The 18,023-nt window shown below is 73.1% G+C and carries 22 protein-coding genes; 14 read left to right on the top strand and 8 right to left on the bottom strand.

Annotation, left to right across the window (positions count from 1 at the left end):
- Nucleotides 1-20 precede the first annotated feature (20 nt).
- The gene (locus tag ACY34M_RS28525; protein WP_462721285.1) at nucleotides 21-548 is read left to right on the top strand and encodes an NUDIX hydrolase family protein; all 528 of its coding nucleotides are present in this window, start codon (nucleotides 21-23) and stop codon (nucleotides 546-548) included.
- Between the two features lie 99 nt (nucleotides 549-647).
- Nucleotides 648-1,169, top strand: coding sequence for a hypothetical protein (locus ACY34M_RS28520; protein ID WP_462721178.1), 522 nt, complete (start codon nucleotides 648-650; stop codon nucleotides 1,167-1,169).
- A 12-nt stretch (nucleotides 1,170-1,181) separates the two neighbouring features.
- Here ACY34M_RS28520 and ACY34M_RS28515 read toward each other — a convergent pair whose 3' ends face one another.
- Together ACY34M_RS28515 and ACY34M_RS28510 are read right to left on the bottom strand one after the other, a co-directional pair.
- Nucleotides 1,182-1,496, bottom strand: coding sequence for an EthD family reductase (locus ACY34M_RS28515; RefSeq protein ID WP_462721177.1), 315 nt, complete (start codon nucleotides 1,494-1,496; stop codon nucleotides 1,182-1,184).
- A gap of 103 nt (nucleotides 1,497-1,599) precedes the next feature.
- Nucleotides 1,600-1,797: an antitoxin gene (locus tag ACY34M_RS28510; RefSeq protein ID WP_462721176.1), complete on the bottom strand. Its 198-nt coding sequence runs from the start codon at nucleotides 1,795-1,797 to the stop codon at nucleotides 1,600-1,602.
- Between the two features lie 210 nt (nucleotides 1,798-2,007).
- Between ACY34M_RS28510 and ACY34M_RS28505 the strand changes: the two genes are divergently transcribed.
- Nucleotides 2,008-2,754 carry a Pr6Pr family membrane protein gene (locus ACY34M_RS28505; protein ID WP_462721175.1) on the top strand — a complete coding sequence of 249 codons (747 nt, stop codon included), beginning with the start codon at nucleotides 2,008-2,010 and terminating at the stop codon, nucleotides 2,752-2,754.
- Here ACY34M_RS28505 and ACY34M_RS28500 read toward each other — a convergent pair.
- The gene (locus tag ACY34M_RS28500) at nucleotides 2,720-2,959 is read right to left on the bottom strand and encodes a hypothetical protein (RefSeq protein ID WP_462721174.1); all 240 of its coding nucleotides are present in this window, start codon (nucleotides 2,957-2,959) and stop codon (nucleotides 2,720-2,722) included. The two genes, ACY34M_RS28505 and ACY34M_RS28500, sit on opposite strands and share 35 nt — an antisense overlap.
- Nucleotides 2,960-3,424: 465 nt before the next feature.
- Here ACY34M_RS28500 and ACY34M_RS28495 point away from each other — a divergent pair, with 465 nt between their 5' ends.
- The 4 genes from ACY34M_RS28495 (at nucleotide 3,425) to ACY34M_RS28480 (ending at nucleotide 5,845) form a co-directional block, all read left to right on the top strand.
- Nucleotides 3,425-3,838 carry a hypothetical protein gene (locus tag ACY34M_RS28495; protein ID WP_462721173.1) on the top strand — a complete coding sequence of 138 codons (414 nt, stop codon included), beginning with the start codon at nucleotides 3,425-3,427 and terminating at the stop codon, nucleotides 3,836-3,838.
- Nucleotides 3,839-3,933: 95 nt separating this feature from the next.
- Nucleotides 3,934-4,338 carry an SseB family protein gene (locus ACY34M_RS28490; protein ID WP_462721172.1) on the top strand — a complete coding sequence of 135 codons (405 nt, stop codon included), beginning with the start codon at nucleotides 3,934-3,936 and terminating at the stop codon, nucleotides 4,336-4,338.
- A 79-nt stretch (nucleotides 4,339-4,417) separates the two neighbouring features.
- Nucleotides 4,418-5,107, top strand: coding sequence for a phosphoribosyltransferase (locus ACY34M_RS28485; protein WP_462721171.1), 690 nt, complete (start codon nucleotides 4,418-4,420; stop codon nucleotides 5,105-5,107).
- 111 nt (nucleotides 5,108-5,218) lie between these two features.
- Complete coding sequence (locus ACY34M_RS28480) at nucleotides 5,219-5,845, top strand: NADPH-dependent F420 reductase (RefSeq protein ID WP_462721170.1); 627 nt, start codon at nucleotides 5,219-5,221, stop codon at nucleotides 5,843-5,845.
- 37 nt (nucleotides 5,846-5,882) lie between these two features.
- On the opposite strand, the gene ACY34M_RS28475 is transcribed toward ACY34M_RS28480, so the two are convergent.
- On the bottom strand, nucleotides 5,883-7,232 hold the full coding sequence (locus ACY34M_RS28475) for a hypothetical protein (protein ID WP_462721169.1): 1,350 nt from the start codon (nucleotides 7,230-7,232) through the stop codon (nucleotides 5,883-5,885).
- Nucleotides 7,233-7,297: 65 nt separating this feature from the next.
- Here ACY34M_RS28475 and ACY34M_RS28470 point away from each other — a divergent pair, with 65 nt between their 5' ends.
- Both ACY34M_RS28470 and ACY34M_RS28465 read left to right on the top strand, forming a co-directional pair.
- Nucleotides 7,298-8,578: a molybdopterin-dependent oxidoreductase gene (locus ACY34M_RS28470; protein WP_462721168.1), complete on the top strand. Its 1,281-nt coding sequence runs from the start codon at nucleotides 7,298-7,300 to the stop codon at nucleotides 8,576-8,578.
- Between the two features lie 5 nt (nucleotides 8,579-8,583).
- The gene (locus tag ACY34M_RS28465; protein WP_462721167.1) at nucleotides 8,584-9,057 is read left to right on the top strand and encodes a hypothetical protein; all 474 of its coding nucleotides are present in this window, start codon (nucleotides 8,584-8,586) and stop codon (nucleotides 9,055-9,057) included.
- Here ACY34M_RS28465 and ACY34M_RS28460 read toward each other — a convergent pair.
- From ACY34M_RS28460 to ACY34M_RS28450, 3 genes are read right to left on the bottom strand one after another with little or no spacing between them, the layout of a single operon-like run.
- Nucleotides 8,955-9,692: a class I SAM-dependent methyltransferase gene (locus ACY34M_RS28460; RefSeq protein ID WP_462721166.1), complete on the bottom strand. Its 738-nt coding sequence runs from the start codon at nucleotides 9,690-9,692 to the stop codon at nucleotides 8,955-8,957. The genes ACY34M_RS28465 and ACY34M_RS28460 overlap by 103 nt on opposite strands.
- Before the next feature lie 8 nt (nucleotides 9,693-9,700).
- Entirely contained in the window at nucleotides 9,701-10,357 is a 657-nt protein-coding gene (locus ACY34M_RS28455; RefSeq protein ID WP_462721165.1) for a TIGR04282 family arsenosugar biosynthesis glycosyltransferase, read from the bottom strand.
- Nucleotides 10,354-11,046 carry a glycosyltransferase family 2 protein gene (locus ACY34M_RS28450; RefSeq protein WP_462721164.1) on the bottom strand — a complete coding sequence of 231 codons (693 nt, stop codon included), beginning with the start codon at nucleotides 11,044-11,046 and terminating at the stop codon, nucleotides 10,354-10,356. The genes ACY34M_RS28455 and ACY34M_RS28450 overlap by 4 nt, the downstream gene beginning before the upstream one ends.
- A gap of 123 nt (nucleotides 11,047-11,169) precedes the next feature.
- On the opposite strand from ACY34M_RS28450, the gene ACY34M_RS28445 reads away from it, so the two are divergent.
- The 4 genes from ACY34M_RS28445 to ACY34M_RS28430 all read left to right on the top strand — a co-directional run bounded on the left by ACY34M_RS28445 (nucleotide 11,170) and on the right by ACY34M_RS28430 (nucleotide 15,058).
- Nucleotides 11,170-11,904 (top strand): response regulator transcription factor, encoded by a 735-nt coding sequence (locus tag ACY34M_RS28445; protein ID WP_462721163.1) that lies wholly within the window; start codon nucleotides 11,170-11,172, stop codon nucleotides 11,902-11,904.
- 1 nt (nucleotide 11,905) lies between these two features.
- The gene (locus tag ACY34M_RS28440) at nucleotides 11,906-13,030 is read left to right on the top strand and encodes a sensor histidine kinase (protein ID WP_462721162.1); all 1,125 of its coding nucleotides are present in this window, start codon (nucleotides 11,906-11,908) and stop codon (nucleotides 13,028-13,030) included.
- Between the two features lie 89 nt (nucleotides 13,031-13,119).
- Entirely contained in the window at nucleotides 13,120-14,583 is a 1,464-nt protein-coding gene (locus tag ACY34M_RS28435; protein ID WP_462721161.1) for a catalase, read from the top strand.
- Between the two features lie 142 nt (nucleotides 14,584-14,725).
- Nucleotides 14,726-15,058, top strand: coding sequence for an ankyrin repeat domain-containing protein (locus tag ACY34M_RS28430; RefSeq protein WP_462721284.1), 333 nt, complete (start codon nucleotides 14,726-14,728; stop codon nucleotides 15,056-15,058).
- Between the two features lie 32 nt (nucleotides 15,059-15,090).
- Here the strand turns inward: ACY34M_RS28430 and ACY34M_RS28425 are convergent, their stop codons facing one another.
- Entirely contained in the window at nucleotides 15,091-16,089 is a 999-nt protein-coding gene (locus ACY34M_RS28425; protein WP_462721160.1) for an NAD-dependent epimerase/dehydratase family protein, read from the bottom strand.
- A gap of 239 nt (nucleotides 16,090-16,328) precedes the next feature.
- Between ACY34M_RS28425 and ACY34M_RS28420 the strand changes: the two genes are divergently transcribed.
- Nucleotides 16,329-18,020 (top strand): chloride channel protein, encoded by a 1,692-nt coding sequence (locus ACY34M_RS28420; protein WP_462721283.1) that lies wholly within the window; start codon nucleotides 16,329-16,331, stop codon nucleotides 18,018-18,020.
- Nucleotides 18,021-18,023 lie beyond the last annotated feature (3 nt).

The following is an 18,023-nucleotide window of genomic DNA, read 5'->3' as shown; positions in this document are numbered from 1 at the left end:
ATGATCACTCCATGCCCGACATGACCGAGACAACGCCCGGCTGGCTGGCCTCCGACGAACTGGAGCTGGTCCGGGCCCGTATGCCGATCCTGTACGTCGAAGCGGTGCCGGTGCGCGTCGGTGACAACGGCGAGGTGACCAGCGTCGGCCTGCTGCTCCGCATCGACTCCGAAGGAAACGTCAGCCGCACCCTGGTCTCCGGCCGCGTCCTGCACCACGAGCGGGTCCGCGACGCCCTCCTGCGCCACCTGGAGAAGGACCTCGGACCGGTGGCGCTGCCGCGCGTACCGGCCTCCCTGCAACCCTTCACCGTCGCCGAGTACTTCCCGACTCAGGGCGTCACGCCGTACCACGACCCACGGCAGCACGCGGTGTCACTGGCCTACATCGTGCCGGTGGCCGGTGACTGTCAGCCCCGGCAGGACGCGCTCGACCTGGTCTGGTTCAGCCCCGAGGACGCTCTCTCGGAGGCCGTGCAGAGCGAGATGCCCGGCGGTCACGGCGCCCTGCTCAAGCAGGCACTCGCCCACGCGGGCGTCGTGGTCTGAGCCCGGCTCCCGGCAGTCCGCCCCCGGCCGCGAAGAGTCCGTGGCCGGAGGCGGGCGGCGCCACGTCTCCACCGCGGAACGCACCGCTAGGGTGCGATCATGAGCGAAAGCACCCCTCCCGAGGCCGCCTCGTACGACCGCGCCGCGGTGCTCGGTGAGCGGCTCAAGGAGCGCATCTACGCCTCCCTCACCCTGCTCGCCGTGCTGGTGGGCCTCGCGCAGGGCGGACACGCCTCCCACAAGGGCTCGGCCGTGGCGGTCACCGCCACCGCGCTCGGCCTGTGGCTGGCCACCCTGGTCGCGGACATGCAGGCGCACCCCGTCGTGCACGGCAGCCGACCCACCGCGCACGAGGTCCGGCACGAACTCTTCACGAGCAGTCCGCTGCTGACGAGCGCCATCGGACCCCTTGCGCTGATCGCGGTGTCCGCCCTGGGCGCCGTCGACCTCACCACGGCGCTGTGGATCGCCGCCGGGAGCGAGGTCGCGACGCTGGCCCTGTGGGGGTTCGTCGGCGGGCGGCGGGCCGGGGCCGGTCCCCTGCACGCCGCCGTGACATCGGCGCTCAACGCCGCGATCGGCCTGGGCGTGGTCTCCGTGAAACTGCTCGCCGGTCACTGACCGCGCGCCGCCTCAGAGCGGAAAGGTGACGACCTCGGAGAAGCTCGTGCGGAAGGCGCCCGGCGCGACGAAGTTGGCGATGTCCTCGGCGCCCGCCCGCCCGGCCGGTGTGCCGAGCGCGGCGAGCGCGTCCTCCTTGGAGTCCCAGTCGAGCGCCGCCACCAGGAAGTGCGGCGGCCGCGAGCCGTCCGGCATCTCGGACACGCTCCACTGGAAGGACCGCAGCCCCGGCATCTCCGACGCCAGCGGGGCGTGCACCTCGCGGTAGTGCGTCAGGAACTTCTCGGGGTCGGCGGGGTGATCGTAGATGACGGTCATCCGGTACATCGGTCGGCCTCCTCGTGGCACGGTCCGCTCGGACGCGGACCGTGTCGGTCCGCCCCTCGCGCACCACGATCACCTTCCGCCGCCGCAATGACCACCCTGCGCGCTACTTTTCCGACCCGTCCTGCCCCTTCCCCTGGTCCATTCCGAGGTGCTTCTTGGCCTGGTCCTGGACGGAGTCGACCTGGGACTTGTACTTGCCCCCGGTCTTCTTGTCCACGGCGTCGCCCGCCATGTCGATGCCCTTGCCGGCCTGGTCCTCGCGCCCCTTGATCATCTGCTTGATCTTGTCCAGTGCGGACATGGCAACCTCCTCGTGAGCCTCTCCTGACCCCCAGGATCGCCCCTGCGGCCACGGCTCGCATGCGCACACCGAGCGGCGTACGCCCCGCGGGCCCGCTCGACCGCCCCGGCCGGGTCGCCCGGTTCACCGACCGGACGCGACCGTCCGCCACGTACGCACCACCTGAGTGCAGGTGACATTCCATCACCATCCCCATATCGGTCATACTCGGTGAAACGCACACACCCGCACCCCGAGGAGTCCGCCATCACCATCACAGGTCCCGCGCAGCGAGCGGCCGTTGGCCCGACACACCAACCCTCCCGGTTGTGGCACGGCGTGCTGCTGGCCGTCGTCGTGGCGGCGCTCGGCACGCAGCTCGTGCTCGTGTTCACCGGCCACCAGGCCGCCGGAGCCGGGGACACGACGCAGGGTCAGGCCGACCTGGCGACGCGACTTGTGCGCATGTTCAGCTACTTCACCATCCAGAGCAATGTGCTCGTCCTGCTCTGCGCGGCGTCGCTGGTGCTGCGGCCCGACCGCGACGGGCCTGTGTGGCGGGTGCTGCGCCTCGACACGCTGCTCGGCATCACCATCACCGGCCTGGTGTTCGCCATCGCCCTCGCGCCGCAGATGCACCTCGAAGGCATCTCGCAGTGGGTCACCGTGGGGCTGCACTACGTCGCGCCGCCGATGACCGTCCTCGGCTGGCTGCTGTTCGGGCCGCGGCGGCGGATCGACGCGGCCAGTGTGGCATGGGCGTTCCTGTGGCCCGCGCTGTGGATCGCGTACACGCTGGTGCACGGCGCGGTCACCGACTGGTACCCGTATCCGTTCCTCGACGTGCACGCGCGCGGGTACGGCACGGCGTTGCGGAACATCGCCGGGGTGCTGGTCCTCGCGGGCGTCCTGGTGTGGCTGTTCGCCTGGATCGACGGGCGGTTCAAGCAGCGGCGGGCGCTGCCCGACCCGCTGTGACGCGGCAGCGCACCACGGTGCGCTCCGAGTCGACGCCGTCCGCGGTCAGCGCAAGGACCTTGACGACGTGGTCGCCGTGGGCCATCGGCGCGCCGGGCGTCCACGCCCAGGTCCCGTCCGCCGCGACCTGCGTCCGGCCCAGGAAACGGCCGTTCTCCCAGAGCTGCACCTGCGCGGCGCCCGCCGCCACGCCCGCGAAGCGCACCGGTTCGGCGCTACCTGGATCGACGCCCCGCGGCTCACCGAGCCCGCGGCGTGGCCGCCCGTTCGGCCGGGACGTACTCGCCGCAGCCGAGGAGCGCCTTGCGAAAGTGACCGTTATAGGCGAAATGCACGGATTCAGCTTATGCGGAACGCCTGGCGGTGGCGGGGAGGGCGGTGACGGCTTCGGACCGCGGTGAGGGCGGGCGCGTCCACGTCGCGCGGAGGCGACTTCTTTCGTGTGACCGACGGACGACGCCGTCGCTGAAGAACCGAGGGTCCGGACCCCGAGGCCCCGGCCCCCGCCCCGCAAGCACACGGAGCCCCGCCACAGAGACCCCTCCCGCGACCTCCGCAACGCTTGCCACGGAAGGGAGTTCGGGCCGCCGCACCCCCTGTCGTCACACCCCCGCCGCGTGAAAGGATGCCTGGGCACAACTCCGACACAGCACGCCCGCAGGAGGCCCGCATGCGTAGGAGGACGGGCGGACTGTTCACGACCGGTGACGGGACCGTGGTGATGCTCGCCGAGCAGCGCCCCGGCGCCGACGGCCAGTGGCGGATCACCGCCCGCACCCAGGCCGGTCGGCAGATCGCCGAGGTCCGCTTCCGGGTGTGCGAGGACTGCGAGGCCGGCCGGATACAGGCGATCTGGGTGGACGAGACGTGGCGCCGCGAGGGGATAGGCCACGAGCTGCTGCGCGGCGCGATGGCCGTCGGTGACGGATTCCGCTGGACCACCACGCTGCAGTCGTCCATCGGCCGCCGCTTCTTCGTCGCCACGAGCGCCACGGAGGGCGTGGAACTGCTGCACGGCCGGCCGCTGTGCCCGCACATGATGGGGCGGTGGGGCCGGGCCTGGGCGAGACGGACGGCGGCCTGAGCCGGCCGCCGTCCGCCCCCGGAATCCTCTTGCATGGACCGGCGCCCCAGGGGTACGCGGGGCGCCCCGTCCATCCACCAGAGGCGATTTTGATCATGGATTTGAACGCAACACCGCAGAACGGCCCCTCCCCCGCGCAGCAGGCGCTCAGCGCCCTCAGCCTGAACACGGAGGATCAGGGCGCGCTCGACATGCTCGCCGAGTGCGAGGTCCTCGTGCCCGTCCCCGACGACGTGGGCGAAGAGCAGGATTCCGGCTCCGACTCCCTGTCCCTGCCGGTCATCGAGCAGCCCGGCGGTGAGCAGTTGGTACCGCTGTTCACGTCGGAGCTGCGCATGTCGGAGCTGCTTCCGTTCATCTCGCGCTGCACTCCTGTGCCGCTGGGCGCGCTCGCCGCGCGCTGGCCCACGGAGCTGTCGATGTCGATCGACGCGGGCTCGCCCGACGCCCTGACGCTCAACGGCGAGGGCGTGCGGGAGTTGCTCGGCCACCGCGCCTGAGCCGGATCGACCGGGCCCGATCCGGACCGCCGCCCCTACCCCCCACCGAGGACCACTGAGGATCCCCGAGGAGGCCGTCGTGCCCTTCCGTGACCGTACGCACGCCGGGGAGGAGCTCGCCCTGCGGATGCTGGAGCGGGCCGACGCCGGTGAGTTGGCCGACCCGGTGCTCGTGCTGGCACTGCCGCGCGGTGGCGTCCCCGTGGCGGCGCCCGTCGCGCACGCCCTGCACGCGCCGCTCGACGTCCTGGTCGCCCGCAAGATCGGCGTGCCGGGCCGCCGGGAGACCGCGATCGGCGCCATCGTCGGCGACGAGCCCCCGCTGTTCGACCGCGTGGCCCTCGAACTCCTGGGCCTGAGCGAGGACAGGCTCGGCCCGGACGTCGCCGAGGCCCGCGCCGAACTGGACCGCCGGACCCACCTGTACCGCGCCGGACGCCCGGCCCGGCTTCCGGTCGAGGGCCGCACGGTGGTCCTGGTCGACGACGGGCTCGCCACCGGCCTCACCGCCACCGCGACGCTCCTCTCGCTGCGCCGCCGGGGCCCGGCCCGCCTCGTCCTCGCGGCCCCCGTCGGTACACCGCAGACCGTGGCGGACCTGCTCGCGCACGCCGACGACGTGGTCTGCCTGGAGCAGCCGCGGAACTTCCGCGCCGTGAGCGAGGCCTACGACCGGTTCCCGCAGGTCACCGACGCGGAGGTGCTGGACGTACTGAAGGCGTTCCCCGCCCGGGAGGAGCGCCGGGAGAACAGCGGCCGGGGCGGCTGAACCACGCCAGGAGCACGCAGGCAGGAGCACCCTTCACCGGAAGTCTTCTCACCGGAAGTCCCTCCACCGGAAAGCCCACCCCCAACAAAAGCCCGCCCCATGGAGGCCCCCATGCGCATCGGCATCATCGGAGCCGGCCACATCGGTTCGACACTGGCCGGGCATCTCGCCGGAATCGGCCACCACGTCGCCCTCGCCAACTCGCGCGACCCGGACACCCTCACCGATGTCGTCGCCGGGATCGAAGGACCGGTCTCCGCGGTGGACGCGGCGCAGGCCGCGCGCTTCGGGCAGGTCGTCGTCGTGTCGGTCCCCTACGGCCGCGTCTACGAGCTGCCCACGGCGGAGTTGCGCGACAAGGTCGTCGTGGACACCTGCAACTACTACCCCGAACGGGACGGCAACGACGCCGAATTGGACGCCGACGCCACCACGTCGAGCGAGAAGCTGCGGAACCTGACGGACGCGAACCTGGTGAAGGCGTTCAACGCGATCTTCTGGGAGAACCTGCGCGACGGCGGCCGTCCCAAGGGCAGCCCGGAGCGGATCGCCATTCCGCTGTCCGGGGACGACGAGGAGGCCAAGGCCGTCGTGTCGGGCCTGATCCGCGACATGGGCTTCGACCCGGTCGACGCGGGGCGGCTCGGCCGGGGCGGCCGCAGGCACCAGCCCGGCACGCCGGTGTACGCCTCGGAGCTGTCGGCCCGCGACATGGACGCGTGGCTGCACGTGACCTGAGCCCGCAGGCCCTGAAGCCGCCCCCGCCTCCGCGGTCTCACCAGCCGGTGAGCAGCAGATGGTTCACCAGCAGGGCGAGCACCACCTGTGCGGCGAGCCACGGCCGCGCCCCGCGCAGGAACGCGCAGGCGGGGACGAGCCACATCGCGAAGGGCAGCCAGATGCGTTCGGTCTCCGCCTTGCTCATGCCGGACAGGTCGGCGGCGAGCAGGGCGAGGAACGCGGCCGCCACGACGAGTGCGAGCCGGGCCCGCCCGGCCGCCCTGTCGTCCGGGCGGATCAGCTGTCCGGCCGTCCGGCGCAGCCCCGCCACCGTCGCCGGGCCGACGACGAGGACCGTGCACGCCAGATTGGCCCACACCCAGTAGCCGTACGGTCGGATGCCGCCGGCGCCCTGGTAGTAGCGGATTCGCAACAGGTGATAGGCCTCCCACCAGTTGAATCCGGCGAGCGTGAACGCGGCCGGGACGACGACGAGTCCGGCGCAGAACAGCGCCGCGAGCGCCACCGGCCGCTCCCGCAGCCGGTCCCGCCCGAGGTACGCCACCGCGAGCCCGATCACCGCGAACAGCGTGAGCCCGTACGAGAGGTAGCAGGTGAGTCCGGAGAGCAGCCCGGCGCCCACCGCCCAGCCGACGCCGCGGCCGCTGACGGCGAGCGCGAGGAGGGCCACCGCCCACGCGGCGACGGCGGCGAAGTACGCGTCCGCCGACGCGCCCATCCACACCGCGCCCGGCACAGCGACCAGGAACGGGGCGGCCCGGCGCGCCAGTTCCGCTCCGGCGAGCGCCCGCACGGCGACGAGCACCGCCACGCACGCGCTCGCGCCGACGACGACACACCACAGTCCCGCCCAGCCTCCGCCGCCGAGCCCGATCCGGTCGAGGAGGACGAAGGTGAGCGGGGCGGCGGGCGGGTGGCCTGCCGTGTGGGCGGGCCAGTGGTCGGGCGAGTCGATGAGGATGTGCCGCGTGTAGTCGCGCAGTGTGGCCGGGATGTCCTGGAAGCGGTCGACGACCTGCAAGTACTCGTACTTGGTGGTGAGGCGCCGCGCGATGCCACGGTGCCAGCCGTCGATCAGGGCGAGGGAGAGGATCCAGGCGGTGGCCGCGGCCCAGGCGGCGGCGAGCAACGCCCCCCATCTCAGCCGGGTCGCGAGGGTGGGCCCGTAGGCGACGACCGCGGCGGCCACCGCGAGCGCGGCGGGGGTGCCGGGGCCGAGGTGCGGGAGCCAAGTGCCGTACAACGGAGGGACGCCGACATGCAGGGTGCCGTAGGTGTCCTCGATGTGGCGGCCGACGAGCACGGCGGCGAGCACGAGGAGGAGCGCGGCCGCGGCGGCGTACAGGTCGCGGCGGGTGCCGCGCGGTTCGGTGCGGGGGGTCACACGGGAACGCTAGGCCGAGAGGCAGCACATACTGCGCCGACCGGCCCTGATGTCAGCGTTTCGTCATGAGTCGCGCGCCCCTTCAGGGGGTGCTCCCGGCCTACGGTCGGGGCATGCGCGACACTCCCGCCTCGCCCTCCTTCTGGCGCAGCCCGCTGCGCGGCCCTTGGCTCACCTCGGTCCTCGGTCTGGTGCTGCTCGTCGGTGTCACCGTCCTGTTCGTGACGGGACTCGTCTCGTACGCGGCGTACAACCCGGACCTGGCACCGGTCAACGACAAGACGCCCGACAAGGGGGTCCTCGGCTTCTACCTCTTCGCCTGGCCGACGGACCCGCACTGGCTGTACCGGCTCACGCAGGGCGTGCATGTGACGCTCGGTGTCACGCTGATCCCCGTACTGCTGGCGAAGCTGTGGTCGGTGGTGCCGAAGCTGTTCGCGCTGCCGCCCGCCCGCTCGGTGACCCACGCGCTGGAGCGTGTCTCGCTGTTGCTGCTGGTCGGCGGCGGGCTCTTCGAGTTCGTCACGGGGGTGCTCAATGTGCAGCTCGACTATGTCTTCCCCGGTTCGTTCTATCCGCTGCACTTCTACGGCGCGTGGGTGTTCTTCGCCGCCTTCGTCGCGCACGCCGTGCTGAAGGTGCCTGCGGCGGTGCGCACGGTGCGGCAGGCGCGCGAGGAGGGTGCGTTGGTGGCGCCGCGTCCGGATCCGCCGACGGTGTCGCGGCGGGGCGCGCTCTGGTTCGTCGGGGGTGGCTCGCTGCTGTTGTTCGCCACATCGGCGGGGCGGAGCTTCGACGGGCCGCTGCGCCGCACCGCGCTGCTCGCCCCGCACGGCGGCGCCGACCCGGCCGAGGGTCCGAACGGCTTCCAGATCAACAAGACCGCCGCCTACGCGGGGATCGACCGCGCGGAGACGGCCGAGGACGCGTGGCGCCTCGTCGTGGTCGGGCGTGCGGGCCGCACGGTGCGCCTGAGCCGCGCCGAGCTGTCCCGGCTTCCCCTGCACAGCGCGGCGTTGCCGATCGCCTGTGTGGAGGGCTGGTCGACGTCCGACCAGTCGTGGCGCGGCGTACGGCTCCACGACCTGGCGGAGCTGGTGGGTTTCCCGGCCGGGGACGGCGATGCACCGGATGTGCTCGTCGAGTCGCTGCAACGGCGCGGCGCCTTCCGCAGGGCCGCGCTGCGCGCCAATCAGGTCGCCGACCCACGCTCGTTGCTCGCTCTGTACGTCAACGGGGAACCGCTGTCCGACGACCACGGCTACCCGGCGCGCGTGATCGTGCCCGCCGCGCCGGGTGTCCTCAACACCAAGTGGGTGGCCCGGCTCACCTTCGGAAAGGTGTGACCCTCATGTCACTGCGCATGCCCTTGCGACGCATCCCTGTCGGAAGCCCCTTCCAACTGCTGCTCCTGCTCTGTTCGTTCGCGCTCGCCGGGTACGCGGGGCTGCGGCTGCTGGCCGACGACTGGTTCGGTGTGGCGCTGTGGTTCGTGGGCGCCGCTCTGCTGCACGACCTCGTACTGGTGCCCGCCTACGCGGGTGTGGACCGTCTGCTCGTGCGCGGTTTCTCGGCGGCCGGGCAGCGTGAGCGGGTGGGGTACGTGCGGGTGCCGGCCGCGCTGTCGGGGCTGTTGCTGCTCGTCTGGTTCCCGCTGATCAGCGGGGCGGTGGACGAGCGCTACCGGTCGGCGACCGGGCGCTCCGCCGAGGGGTACCTGAGTCACTGGCTGCTGGTCACGGCCGCGCTCTTCGCGGGTTCCGCGCTGCTGTTCGCGGTGCGGGTGCGCAGCGCGGCGAAGCAGCGGCCGCCCACGGACCACTGATCGACGGGGCGCAGTCCGGCCCCGGCCGCGTACCGGAGCAGGGCGGGGGTGCCGAGCCGGGCCCACGGGAAGGGGTGGCCGCCCGGCTGTGCCGCCTGTCCCGGCGAGTCGGTGACGTGGACGCTGGCGCGCTCGTCCACGTCCACGGGTGCCGTCTCGGCCATCAACAGGCCGCCGGGTTTGAGGAGTTGGGCCATACGGGCGAGCAGGGCGTGCGGTTCGCCGCCGATGCCGATGTTGCCGTCCATGAGCAGGACGGTGCCCCAGCGGCCCTCGCCGGGCAGCGGGTCGAACACCGAGCGGCACAGCGCCTGCCCGCCGAGGTCCCGGCTGTGGGCGACGGCGGCGTCGCTGACGTCGACGCCGAGCGCCGCGCGGCCTCGTGCGGCGAGTTCGGCGACGAGCCGTCCGGGCCCGCAGCCGACATCGAGCACGGCGCCCTCGCAGCGGTCGAGGACCTGCCGGTCGACGGCGTCGGCCCGCGCGCACCAGCGTTCGACCTCCAGCGGCAGCAGCCAGCCGTCGGTGCGGCGCAGGAACAGCGGTCCGCGTCCGGCGCGCAGGGCGGCGGAGTACGGGTCGGCGCCCGCCCAGGGTGCGGCCGACGCGCCCGCTGGTGGACCTGGTGAACCCATGGGTGTTCTCATCGGCGCGCCCCCGCCGTCGTACATCGCGCCAGGTGTGCGGCGAACCGGCCGTGCGGCGCCCGCGCGGCCACGGCCGCGGCGTCGTCGGCGGTGTCCACGTCGCGCAGCGGCGGCAGGTCGCGCACGGTGAGGCCCGCGGCGGCGAGCCGGGCGCGCTGCGCGGCACCGGTGTGCGGTGTGGACATGGGCACGCCGCGCAGCAGCGCCGGGTCGGGCTCGGCGAGGCCGAGGGCCCAGAAGCCGCCGTCGAGGGCGGGGCCGAACCAGGCGTCGCAGTCGGCGAAGTCGACGGCGAGCAGGTCGGGGCGGACCTGGGGGGTGTCCATGCCGATGAGGAGGGCGGGCCCCGCGCACCCGGCGAAGGCGGCCGCGAGGCGCTCGTCGAGGCCGCCCGCGCACTGCGGCACGACCTCGAAGCCGGGCGGGAGCCATGGACCCGGCGCGCCGTCGAGGACGAGGACGCGGCGGGCGGCCGGGGCCTCGGCGACCGCCGCGAGGGTGTCGGCGAGGGCGGCCTCGGCGAGTTCCGCCGCCTCCTGCGGGGTGAACGGCGGGGTGAGGCGGGTCTTGACCCGTCCCGGCCGCGGCTCTTTGGCGATGACGAGCAGGTCGGGTGGTGTGTCGCGGCGGTGGGGTGTGTGCGCCCGGGTCATCGGGGGCTCCCTTCGCCCGTGGGCGTCTCGGCCAGCACCCGGCTCATGTCGCGCACCGCGTGCCAGGTGCCGCGCCAGGTGCCGGTCACCTTGGAGGCACCGGTGCGCGGCAGGTACGGCACGTCGTGCTCGGTGACCCGCCAGCCGGCGTCGGCCGCGCGCACCACCATCTGCAGGGGGTAGCCGCTGCGCCGGTCGGTGAGGTCGAGCCCGAGCAGCGCCTCGCGGCGTGCGGCACGCAGCGGCCCGAGGTCGTGCAGGCGCAGTCCGGTCCTGCGGCGCAGCATGCGGGCGAGGGCGAGGTTGCCCGCGCGGGCGTGCGGGGGCCAGGCGCCACGCCTGGTCGGGCGGCGTCGGCCGAGCACCAGGTCGGCACGGCCTTCGGCCACCTCGCGCACGAAGGGCACGAGCCGGCCCGGATCGAGGGACGCGTCGCAGTCGCAGAAGCACACGATGTCGGCGTCGGACGCGGTGAGTCCGGCGTGGCAGGCGGCGCCGAACCCGCGTCGCTCCTCGCGCACGACGGTCGCACCCAGTGAGCGGGCGATCCCGGCGGAGCCGTCGGTGGAGCCGTTGTCGACGACGAGGGCGCGCCAGTGCGGCGGGATCCGGTCGAGCACCCAGGGCAGGGCCTCGGCCTCGTTGAGACAGGGAAGGACCACGTCGACAGTGGTGGGTGGGCTTGTCACGGGTCTCACCCTACGAGTCGGATTCGGACATTTCGGCCGCCAGATCCTTACGAAACACGGACGTCGACCGCCGCGCCCCGCTCGGCACGGCCCGCGGGCCCGGCGCGGTGCGAGGCTGGGGGCATGCAGCAGTCATACGAGCCCACGGGCGCAGAGCCCGACGGCGGCGCGGCCCGCGTCCTGGTCGTCGACGACGATCCCACCGTCGCCGAGGTGGTGGCGGGATACCTGGACCGCGCGGGCTATCGCGTGGACCGCGCCGACGACGGCCCGGTGGCCCTCGCGCGCGCCGCCGCGCACCGCCCCGATCTGGTGGTGCTCGATCTGATGCTGCCCGGCATGGACGGACTCGAGGTGTGCCGCCGGATGCGTGAACGCGGGCCCGTTCCGGTGATCATGCTGACCGCGCGCGGCGACGAGGACGACCGGATCCTCGGCCTGGAGGTCGGCGCGGACGACTACGTGACGAAGCCGTTCAGCCCGCGCGAGCTGGTGCTGCGGGTCGAGTCGGTGCTGCGCCGCGCCCGCCCGGCCGCGACCCGGGAGCGGCCGCTGCGCGCGGCCGGCCTCACGGTCGACCCGGCAGCGCGCCGGGCCAGCCGGGGCGGCACCGAACTCGCCCTCACCCTGCGCGAGTTCGACCTCCTGTCCTTCTTCCTGCGGCATCCGGGGCGGGCCTACAGCAGGGAGGACCTGATGCGCGAGGTGTGGGGCTGGGACTTCGGCGACCTGTCGACGGTCACGGTGCACATCCGCCGGCTGCGCGGCAAGGTCGAGGACGATCCGGCCCGGCCGCGGCTGATCCAGACGGTGTGGGGCGTGGGCTACCGCTTCGAGCCCGCCGCACAGGAGGCCTGAGGTGCACGACATCCTGCTCATCGCCCTGTACGCGTTCGCGGGCGCCGCGGCCTCGGGGCTCGCCGGGGCGGGCGCGCTGCGGCTGCTGCGGCGGCGTTCGCTCACTGCGTCGATCGCGGTGGTCGCGACGGTCGGCGTGGTGGCGATGCTGGCGGGCACGCTCGCCGTGGCGTGGGCGATGTTCCTGTCGCCGCACGACCTGACCGTGGTGACCCTGGTGGTGGCGATGGCGGCGGCCGTGTCGCTCGCGACCGCGCTCGCCCTCGGCCGGTGGATGGTGGCCCGCAGCCGGGAACTGGCCGTCGCCGCGCGCTCGTTCGGCGACGGCGGCGCCTTCGCCGCGCCCGACGCACCGGCCACCGCCGAGCTGGAGGAGCTCAGCCGGGAGCTGGCGGCGACCAGCGCGAAGCTCGCCGCCTCCCGCGAGCGCGAGCGCGCCCTGGAGACCTCGCGGCGCGAGCTGGTCGCCTGGATCTCGCACGACCTGCGCACTCCGCTCGCGGGTCTGCGCGCCATGGCCGAGGCACTGGAGGACGGCATCGCCTCCGACCCGGCCCGCTATCTGCGACAGATGCGCACGGACGTCGAGCGGCTCAACGACATGGTGGGAGACCTCTTCGAACTCTCCCGCATCCACGCGGGCGCGCTGCCGCTCGCCCCGGCCAGGGTCTCCCTGTACGACCTGATCAGTGACGCGCTGGCGGGAGCGGACCCGCTGGCCCGCGAGCACGGGGTGCGGCTCGTCGGCGAGCGGGTGGAGCCGGTGCCGGTGGAGGTGGACGGCAAGGAGATGAGCCGGGTCCTGGGCAATCTCCTCGTCAACGCGATCCGGCGCACGCCCGCGGACGGCACGGTCGCCGTCGCCGCGCACCGCTCACCGGACGGCGTGGTGGTGTCGGTGTCCGACGCCTGCGGCGGCATTCCCGAGGAGGACCTGCCGCGCGTCTTCGACACCGGCTGGCGCGGCACCCACGCCCGCACTCCCCCGGCGGGCGCGGGCCTCGGCCTCGCGATCGTGCGCGGCATCGTGGAGGCGCACGCGGGCCGGGCCACGGTCCGCAACATCCCTGGTGGCTGCCGCTTCGAGATCACCCTGCCGAGCGCCACTGTCTGGAACCTTACTTGACTTAGACATAGTCCAAGATAGGATTTCGAGGCGAACTGGGTCGCTCCCGGATTCAGGAGCAGGCCCCGGCACTACACAAGGAGCCAGCCTTGCCCGAGAACAACCAGAAGCCGCTGACCACGGTTGCCGGAGCGCCGGTTCCCGACAACCAGAACTCCGTGACCGCGGGTCCGCGCGGACCACTGCTGCTGCAGGACGTGTGGTTCCTGGAGAAACTCGCGCACTTCGACCGCGAGGTCATCCCCGAGCGCCGGATGCACGCCAAGGGCTCCGGCGCGTACGGCACCTTCACGGTCACGCAGGACATCACGCGGTACACAAACGCGAAGATCTTCTCCGAGGTCGGCAAGAAGACCGACATGTTCGCCCGCTTCTCCACCGTCGCAGGTGAGCGCGGCGCGGCCGACGCCGAGCGCGACATCCGCGGATTCGCCCTGAAGTTCTACACGGACGAGGGCAACTGGGACCTGGTCGGGAACAACACGCCGGTGTTCTTCTTCCGTGACCCGCTGAAGTTCCCGGACCTCAACCACGCGGTGAAGCGCGACCCGCGCACGAACCTGCGGGACCCCGAGAACAACTGGGACTTCTGGACCAACCTCCCCGAGGCTCTGCACCAGGTCACCATCGTCATGTCGGAGCGCGGCATCCCCGCCTCGTACCGGCACATGCACGGCTTCGGCTCGCACACGTACAGCCTGATCAACGCCGAGGGCGAGCGGTTCTGGGTGAAGTTCCACCACCGCACGCAGCAGGGCATCAAGAACCTCACCGACGCCGAGGCGGAGGCCCTGGTCGGCAAGGACCGCGAGTCCCACCAGCGCGACCTCTTCGACTCGATCGAGAACGGCGACTTCCCGAAGTGGAAGCTGTTCATCCAGGTCATGCCGGAGGCCGACGCGGAGAACTACCGCTTCCACCCCTTCGACCTCACCAAGGTCTGGTCGAAGAAGGACTACCCGCTGATCGAGGTCGGCGAGTGGGAGCTGAACCGCAACCCCGACAACTACTTCGCCGACGTGGAGCAGGCCGCCTTCAGCCCGGCGAACGTGGTGCCGGGCATCAGCTTCTCGCCCGACAAGATGCTGCAGGGCCGGCTGTTCTCCTACGGTGACGCCCAGCGCTACCGGCTCGGCGTGAACCACCACCAGATCCCGGTCAACGCGCCGCGGAACCCGGTGAACTCCTTCCACCGCGACGGCGCCATGCGCGTCGACGGCAACCAGGGAGCCACCCCCGGCATCGAGCCGAACTCGTACGGCCGCTGGCGGGAGCAGCCCGCCTACCGCGAGCCGAGCCAGGCCGTGGGCGCCGTCGCCGACCGGTTCAACTTCCGCGAGGACGACGACAACTACTTCGAGCAGCCCGGCAACCTGTTCCGGCTGATGAGCCCCGAGCAGCAGGAGGTGCTGTTCGCGAACACGGCGCGCGCGATCGACGGCGCCTCGCAGGCCACCGTCGAGCGGCACATCGCCAACTGCACACAGGCCGACCCGGCCTACGGCGAGGGTGTCCGCAAGGCGGTCGAGGCCCTGGCCGCGGGAAACCTCTGAGCCCCACGCGAGTGGCCCGGTGCGCGGAACCCTCCGCACACCGGGCCACCGGCACGTTCCGTCCCTACACCCCTCAGGAGTGGTACGCGTGAACAGCGGCGCGCTGACGCCCGAGCAGACCGAGCGGGTCGTCGCCCTCGCCATGGACCTGGCGCGACAGGGCGACACCGCGGAACTCGTGGAGTTCGTGGAACACGGACTGCCCGTGGACACGACCGACGCGCAGGCCAACAGCCTGCTGATGCTGGCCGCGTACCACGGCCACGCGGAGACGGTGCGCGCCCTGCTCCGGCTCGGCGCCGACCCGGACCTGCGCAACGACCGCGACCAGTCACCCGCCGCCGGCGCCCTGTTCAAGGGGGCGGACGACGTGGTGACGGTGCTTCTCGAAGCGGGCGCCGATCTCGACTCCGGCACCCCGACGGCGCGTGCGGCCGCCACGATGTTCGGCCGCGCGCACCTGCTGCCCGACTGAGACGGGCGGAGCGGGGCGGGGCGGGGCGGCGGCTACCGCTGCATCGCGGCCCGCGCGAACTCCCGTACCCCGTCGTCGAATTCCACCGCGGGCTTCCATCCGAACCCGGCGCGCAGCCGGGCCGAGTCCGCGGTGATGTGCCGCACGTCGCCGAGCCGGTACTCCCCCGTCACGACGGGCTCCGGCCCGCCGTACGCGTCCGCGAGCGCCCGCGCCATCTCGCCGACGGTGTGGGGCGTCCCGCTGCCGGTGTTGTAGGCGCGCAGCACGCCCGGCTCGGCGTCGGCCTCCAGCGTCACGGCGTTGGCCTCGGCGACGTCCCGTACGTGCACGAAGTCGCGGCGCTGGCGGCCGTCCTCGAAGACGCGGGGTGCCTCGCCGCGGGCGAGCGCGGAGCGGAAGAAGGAGGCGACGCCCGCGTACGGGGTGTCGCGCGGCATCCTCGGCCCGTACACGTTGTGGTAGCGCAGCGACACCGCCGTCCCGCCGGTCGCGCGTGCCCAGGCGGCGGCGAGGTGTTCCTGAGCGAGCTTGGTCGCCGCGTACACGTTGCGCGGATCGGCCGGGGCGTCCTCGCCGACGAGTCCCGGCGCCAACTCGGCGCCGCAGTCGGGGCAGCGCGGCTCGAAGCGCCCCGCGTCCAGGTCGGCGGCGTCCCGCGGCCCCGGCCGGACGACGCCGTGCCGCGGACAGGCGTAGCGCCCCTCCCCGTAGACGACCATCGACCCGGCGAGCACGAGCCGCGGCACACCGGCCTCCGCCATCGCGGCGAGCAGCACCGCCGTGCCGAGGTCGTTGCGCGAGACGTACTCGGCCGCGTCGGCGACGCCGTTCCCGAGCCCGACCATCGCCGCCTGGTGGCACACGGCGTCCACGCCGGCCAGCGCCCGGGCGACCGCGTCGGGGTCCCGCACATCGGCGCCGGGAGCGTCCCGCACGTCGAACACGACGGGTTCGTGCCCGCGCGCGGTGAGCGCCTCGACGACATGGGACCCGATGAACCCGGCACCGCCGGTGACCAGTACGCGCATGCCGCCACGCTAGGCCCCCGGACCCCTCGCACCACGTCAACGGGCCGATGCGTCACGACTCCGTAAGACCTCCCGCGGCGCCCTCCCCGCAGTGGCCCGCCCGTAGGGCCCTTGACACGTTTTGCATAATGCAAAGGTACGATTTTGCATGATGCAAAAGTAAGGGAGCGGAAAGAGTGAGTGGCACAGGAGGCGGCCTGCGGGCACTGCGCCCGATCCTCGGCGGCCGGGGTTCGACGATGGTCCTCGCGGTGCTCGTCGGCGCGGGAGCGGGCCTCGGCTCGATCGTCTTCCGCTGGTGCATCCAGACGTTCACCCACCTGTTCTCCGGGCACGCCGACTACGCGGCGACCCCCGGCAGCGCCAACCCGCACGTGCCCTGGCTCGGCCCCTTCTTCGTCGTCGTCACCCCCGTGCTCGGCGGCCTGCTCTACGGGCCGCTGGTCAACCGCTTCGCCAAGGAGGCACGCGGGCACGGCGTGCCGGAGGTGATGCTCGCGGTCGCCAAGCGCGGCGGCCGGATCAGCCCGAAGGTGGCCGTCGTGAAGACCCTCGCCTCGGCGCTGACCATCGGCTCGGGCGGGTCGGTGGGCCGCGAGGGGCCGATCGTACAGATCGGCTCGGCGCTCGGCTCCACGCTCGGCCGGGTCACGGGGCTCACCGAGGAGCGGCTGAAGCTCCTCGTGGCGTGCGGCGCGGCGGGCGGCATCGCGGCGACGTTCAACGCCCCGCTCGCCGGGGTCTTCTTCGCGATGGAGCTGATCCTGCGGACCTTCACCGTCGAGGCGTTCGGCGCGACCGTCCTGGCCAGCGTCACCGCGAGCGTGATCGGCCGGGCCGCCTTCGGCGACGTCGCCTTCCTGGACCTGCCCGCCTTTCCCGTCCAACACCTCGGGCAGTACGCCCTGTTCGCCGTGCTCGGTGTCCTCGCGGGCGCGGTCGGCGTCGGGTTCTCGCGCGTCCTGTACGCGATCGAGGACGCCTGCGACTGGCTATGGCGCGGCCCCGAGTGGCTGCGCCCCGCGGCCGGTGGCCTGGCCCTCGGCCTGGTGCTGCTCGCGCTCCCCGAGATGTACGGGGTCGGCTACCCGGTCCTGGAGAAGGCCACGGAGGGCGGGTACGCCGTCGGCTTCCTGCTGCTCCTGCTCGTCGGCAAGATGATCGCCACGAGCCTGACGATCGGGATCGGCGGCTCGGGCGGGGTGTTCGCGCCGAGCCTCTTCATCGGGGCGATGCTGGGCGCCGCGTTCGGCGCGGTCGCCCACGGGCTGCTGCCGGGCACCGCGGGGGCCGTCGGCGCGTACGCGCTCATCGGCATGGGCGCCGTCTTCGCGGGCTCGTCCCGTGCGCCGATCACCGCCGTGGTGATCCTGTTCGAGCTGACCGGCGAGTACTCGATCATCCTGCCGCTGATGCTGGCGATCGTGCTGGCCACCGCCACCAGTCGGCTACTGACTCGCGACACCATCTATACGCTCAAGCTGCGCCGCCGCGGCATCGACCTGGACGGGCCCGCGCCGGACGCGCCGCTCGGCGGCCAGCCGGTGGCAGCCGTCCTGGAGCCGCTGCCCGCTCCCCTGCCGACCGCCCTTCAACTGGCCGAAGCCGCGGACCTGTTGAGCCGCTCGGGCCACGGCGCCCTGCCGGTGCGCGACGGGGACGGCGCCCACCTCGGCGTCGTCACGGCACAGGCGGTGGCCGAGGCGCTGGCGGAGCAGCCGGACGGCGCGCCCGCCACCGTGGGCGAACTCGCCCTGCGCGCACCCCGCGTCACCACCGACCAGCCGCTCGCGACGGCGCTGCACACGCTGCTCGCGGCGCCCGGTACGGGACTTCCCGTGATGGCCGCAGGCGCCGACAAGGACGAGCCGGTCGGCTGGCTCAGCCATCAGGGGGCGCTGCGGGCTCTGCACCGGCCGACGCCCGTGTGAGCC

This window comes from Streptomyces sp. EDA2-14, from assembly GCF_054963755.1.
This window is presented reverse-complemented; position numbering and strand designations above follow the sequence as displayed.

Coding starts and splice junctions, on each gene's coding strand:
- ACY34M_RS28525 (WP_462721285.1), top strand. CDS start 21: ATGACCGAGACAACGCCCGGCTGGCTGGCCTCCGACGAACTGGAGCTG.
- ACY34M_RS28520 (WP_462721178.1), top strand. CDS start 648: ATGAGCGAAAGCACCCCTCCCGAGGCCGCCTCGTACGACCGCGCCGCG.
- ACY34M_RS28515 (WP_462721177.1), bottom strand. CDS start 1,496: ATGTACCGGATGACCGTCATCTACGATCACCCCGCCGACCCCGAGAAG.
- ACY34M_RS28510 (WP_462721176.1), bottom strand. CDS start 1,797: ATGTCCGCACTGGACAAGATCAAGCAGATGATCAAGGGGCGCGAGGAC.
- ACY34M_RS28495 (WP_462721173.1), top strand. CDS start 3,425: ATGCGTAGGAGGACGGGCGGACTGTTCACGACCGGTGACGGGACCGTG.
- ACY34M_RS28490 (WP_462721172.1), top strand. CDS start 3,934: ATGGATTTGAACGCAACACCGCAGAACGGCCCCTCCCCCGCGCAGCAG.
- ACY34M_RS28480 (WP_462721170.1), top strand. CDS start 5,219: ATGCGCATCGGCATCATCGGAGCCGGCCACATCGGTTCGACACTGGCC.
- ACY34M_RS28470 (WP_462721168.1), top strand. CDS start 7,298: ATGAGTCGCGCGCCCCTTCAGGGGGTGCTCCCGGCCTACGGTCGGGGC.
- ACY34M_RS28465 (WP_462721167.1), top strand. CDS start 8,584: ATGTCACTGCGCATGCCCTTGCGACGCATCCCTGTCGGAAGCCCCTTC.
- ACY34M_RS28460 (WP_462721166.1), bottom strand. CDS start 9,692: ATGGGTTCACCAGGTCCACCAGCGGGCGCGTCGGCCGCACCCTGGGCG.
- ACY34M_RS28455 (WP_462721165.1), bottom strand. CDS start 10,357: ATGACCCGGGCGCACACACCCCACCGCCGCGACACACCACCCGACCTG.
- ACY34M_RS28445 (WP_462721163.1), top strand. CDS start 11,170: ATGCAGCAGTCATACGAGCCCACGGGCGCAGAGCCCGACGGCGGCGCG.
- ACY34M_RS28430 (WP_462721284.1), top strand. CDS start 14,726: ATGGACCTGGCGCGACAGGGCGACACCGCGGAACTCGTGGAGTTCGTG.
- ACY34M_RS28425 (WP_462721160.1), bottom strand. CDS start 16,089: ATGCGCGTACTGGTCACCGGCGGTGCCGGGTTCATCGGGTCCCATGTC.
- ACY34M_RS28420 (WP_462721283.1), top strand. CDS start 16,329: ATGGTCCTCGCGGTGCTCGTCGGCGCGGGAGCGGGCCTCGGCTCGATC.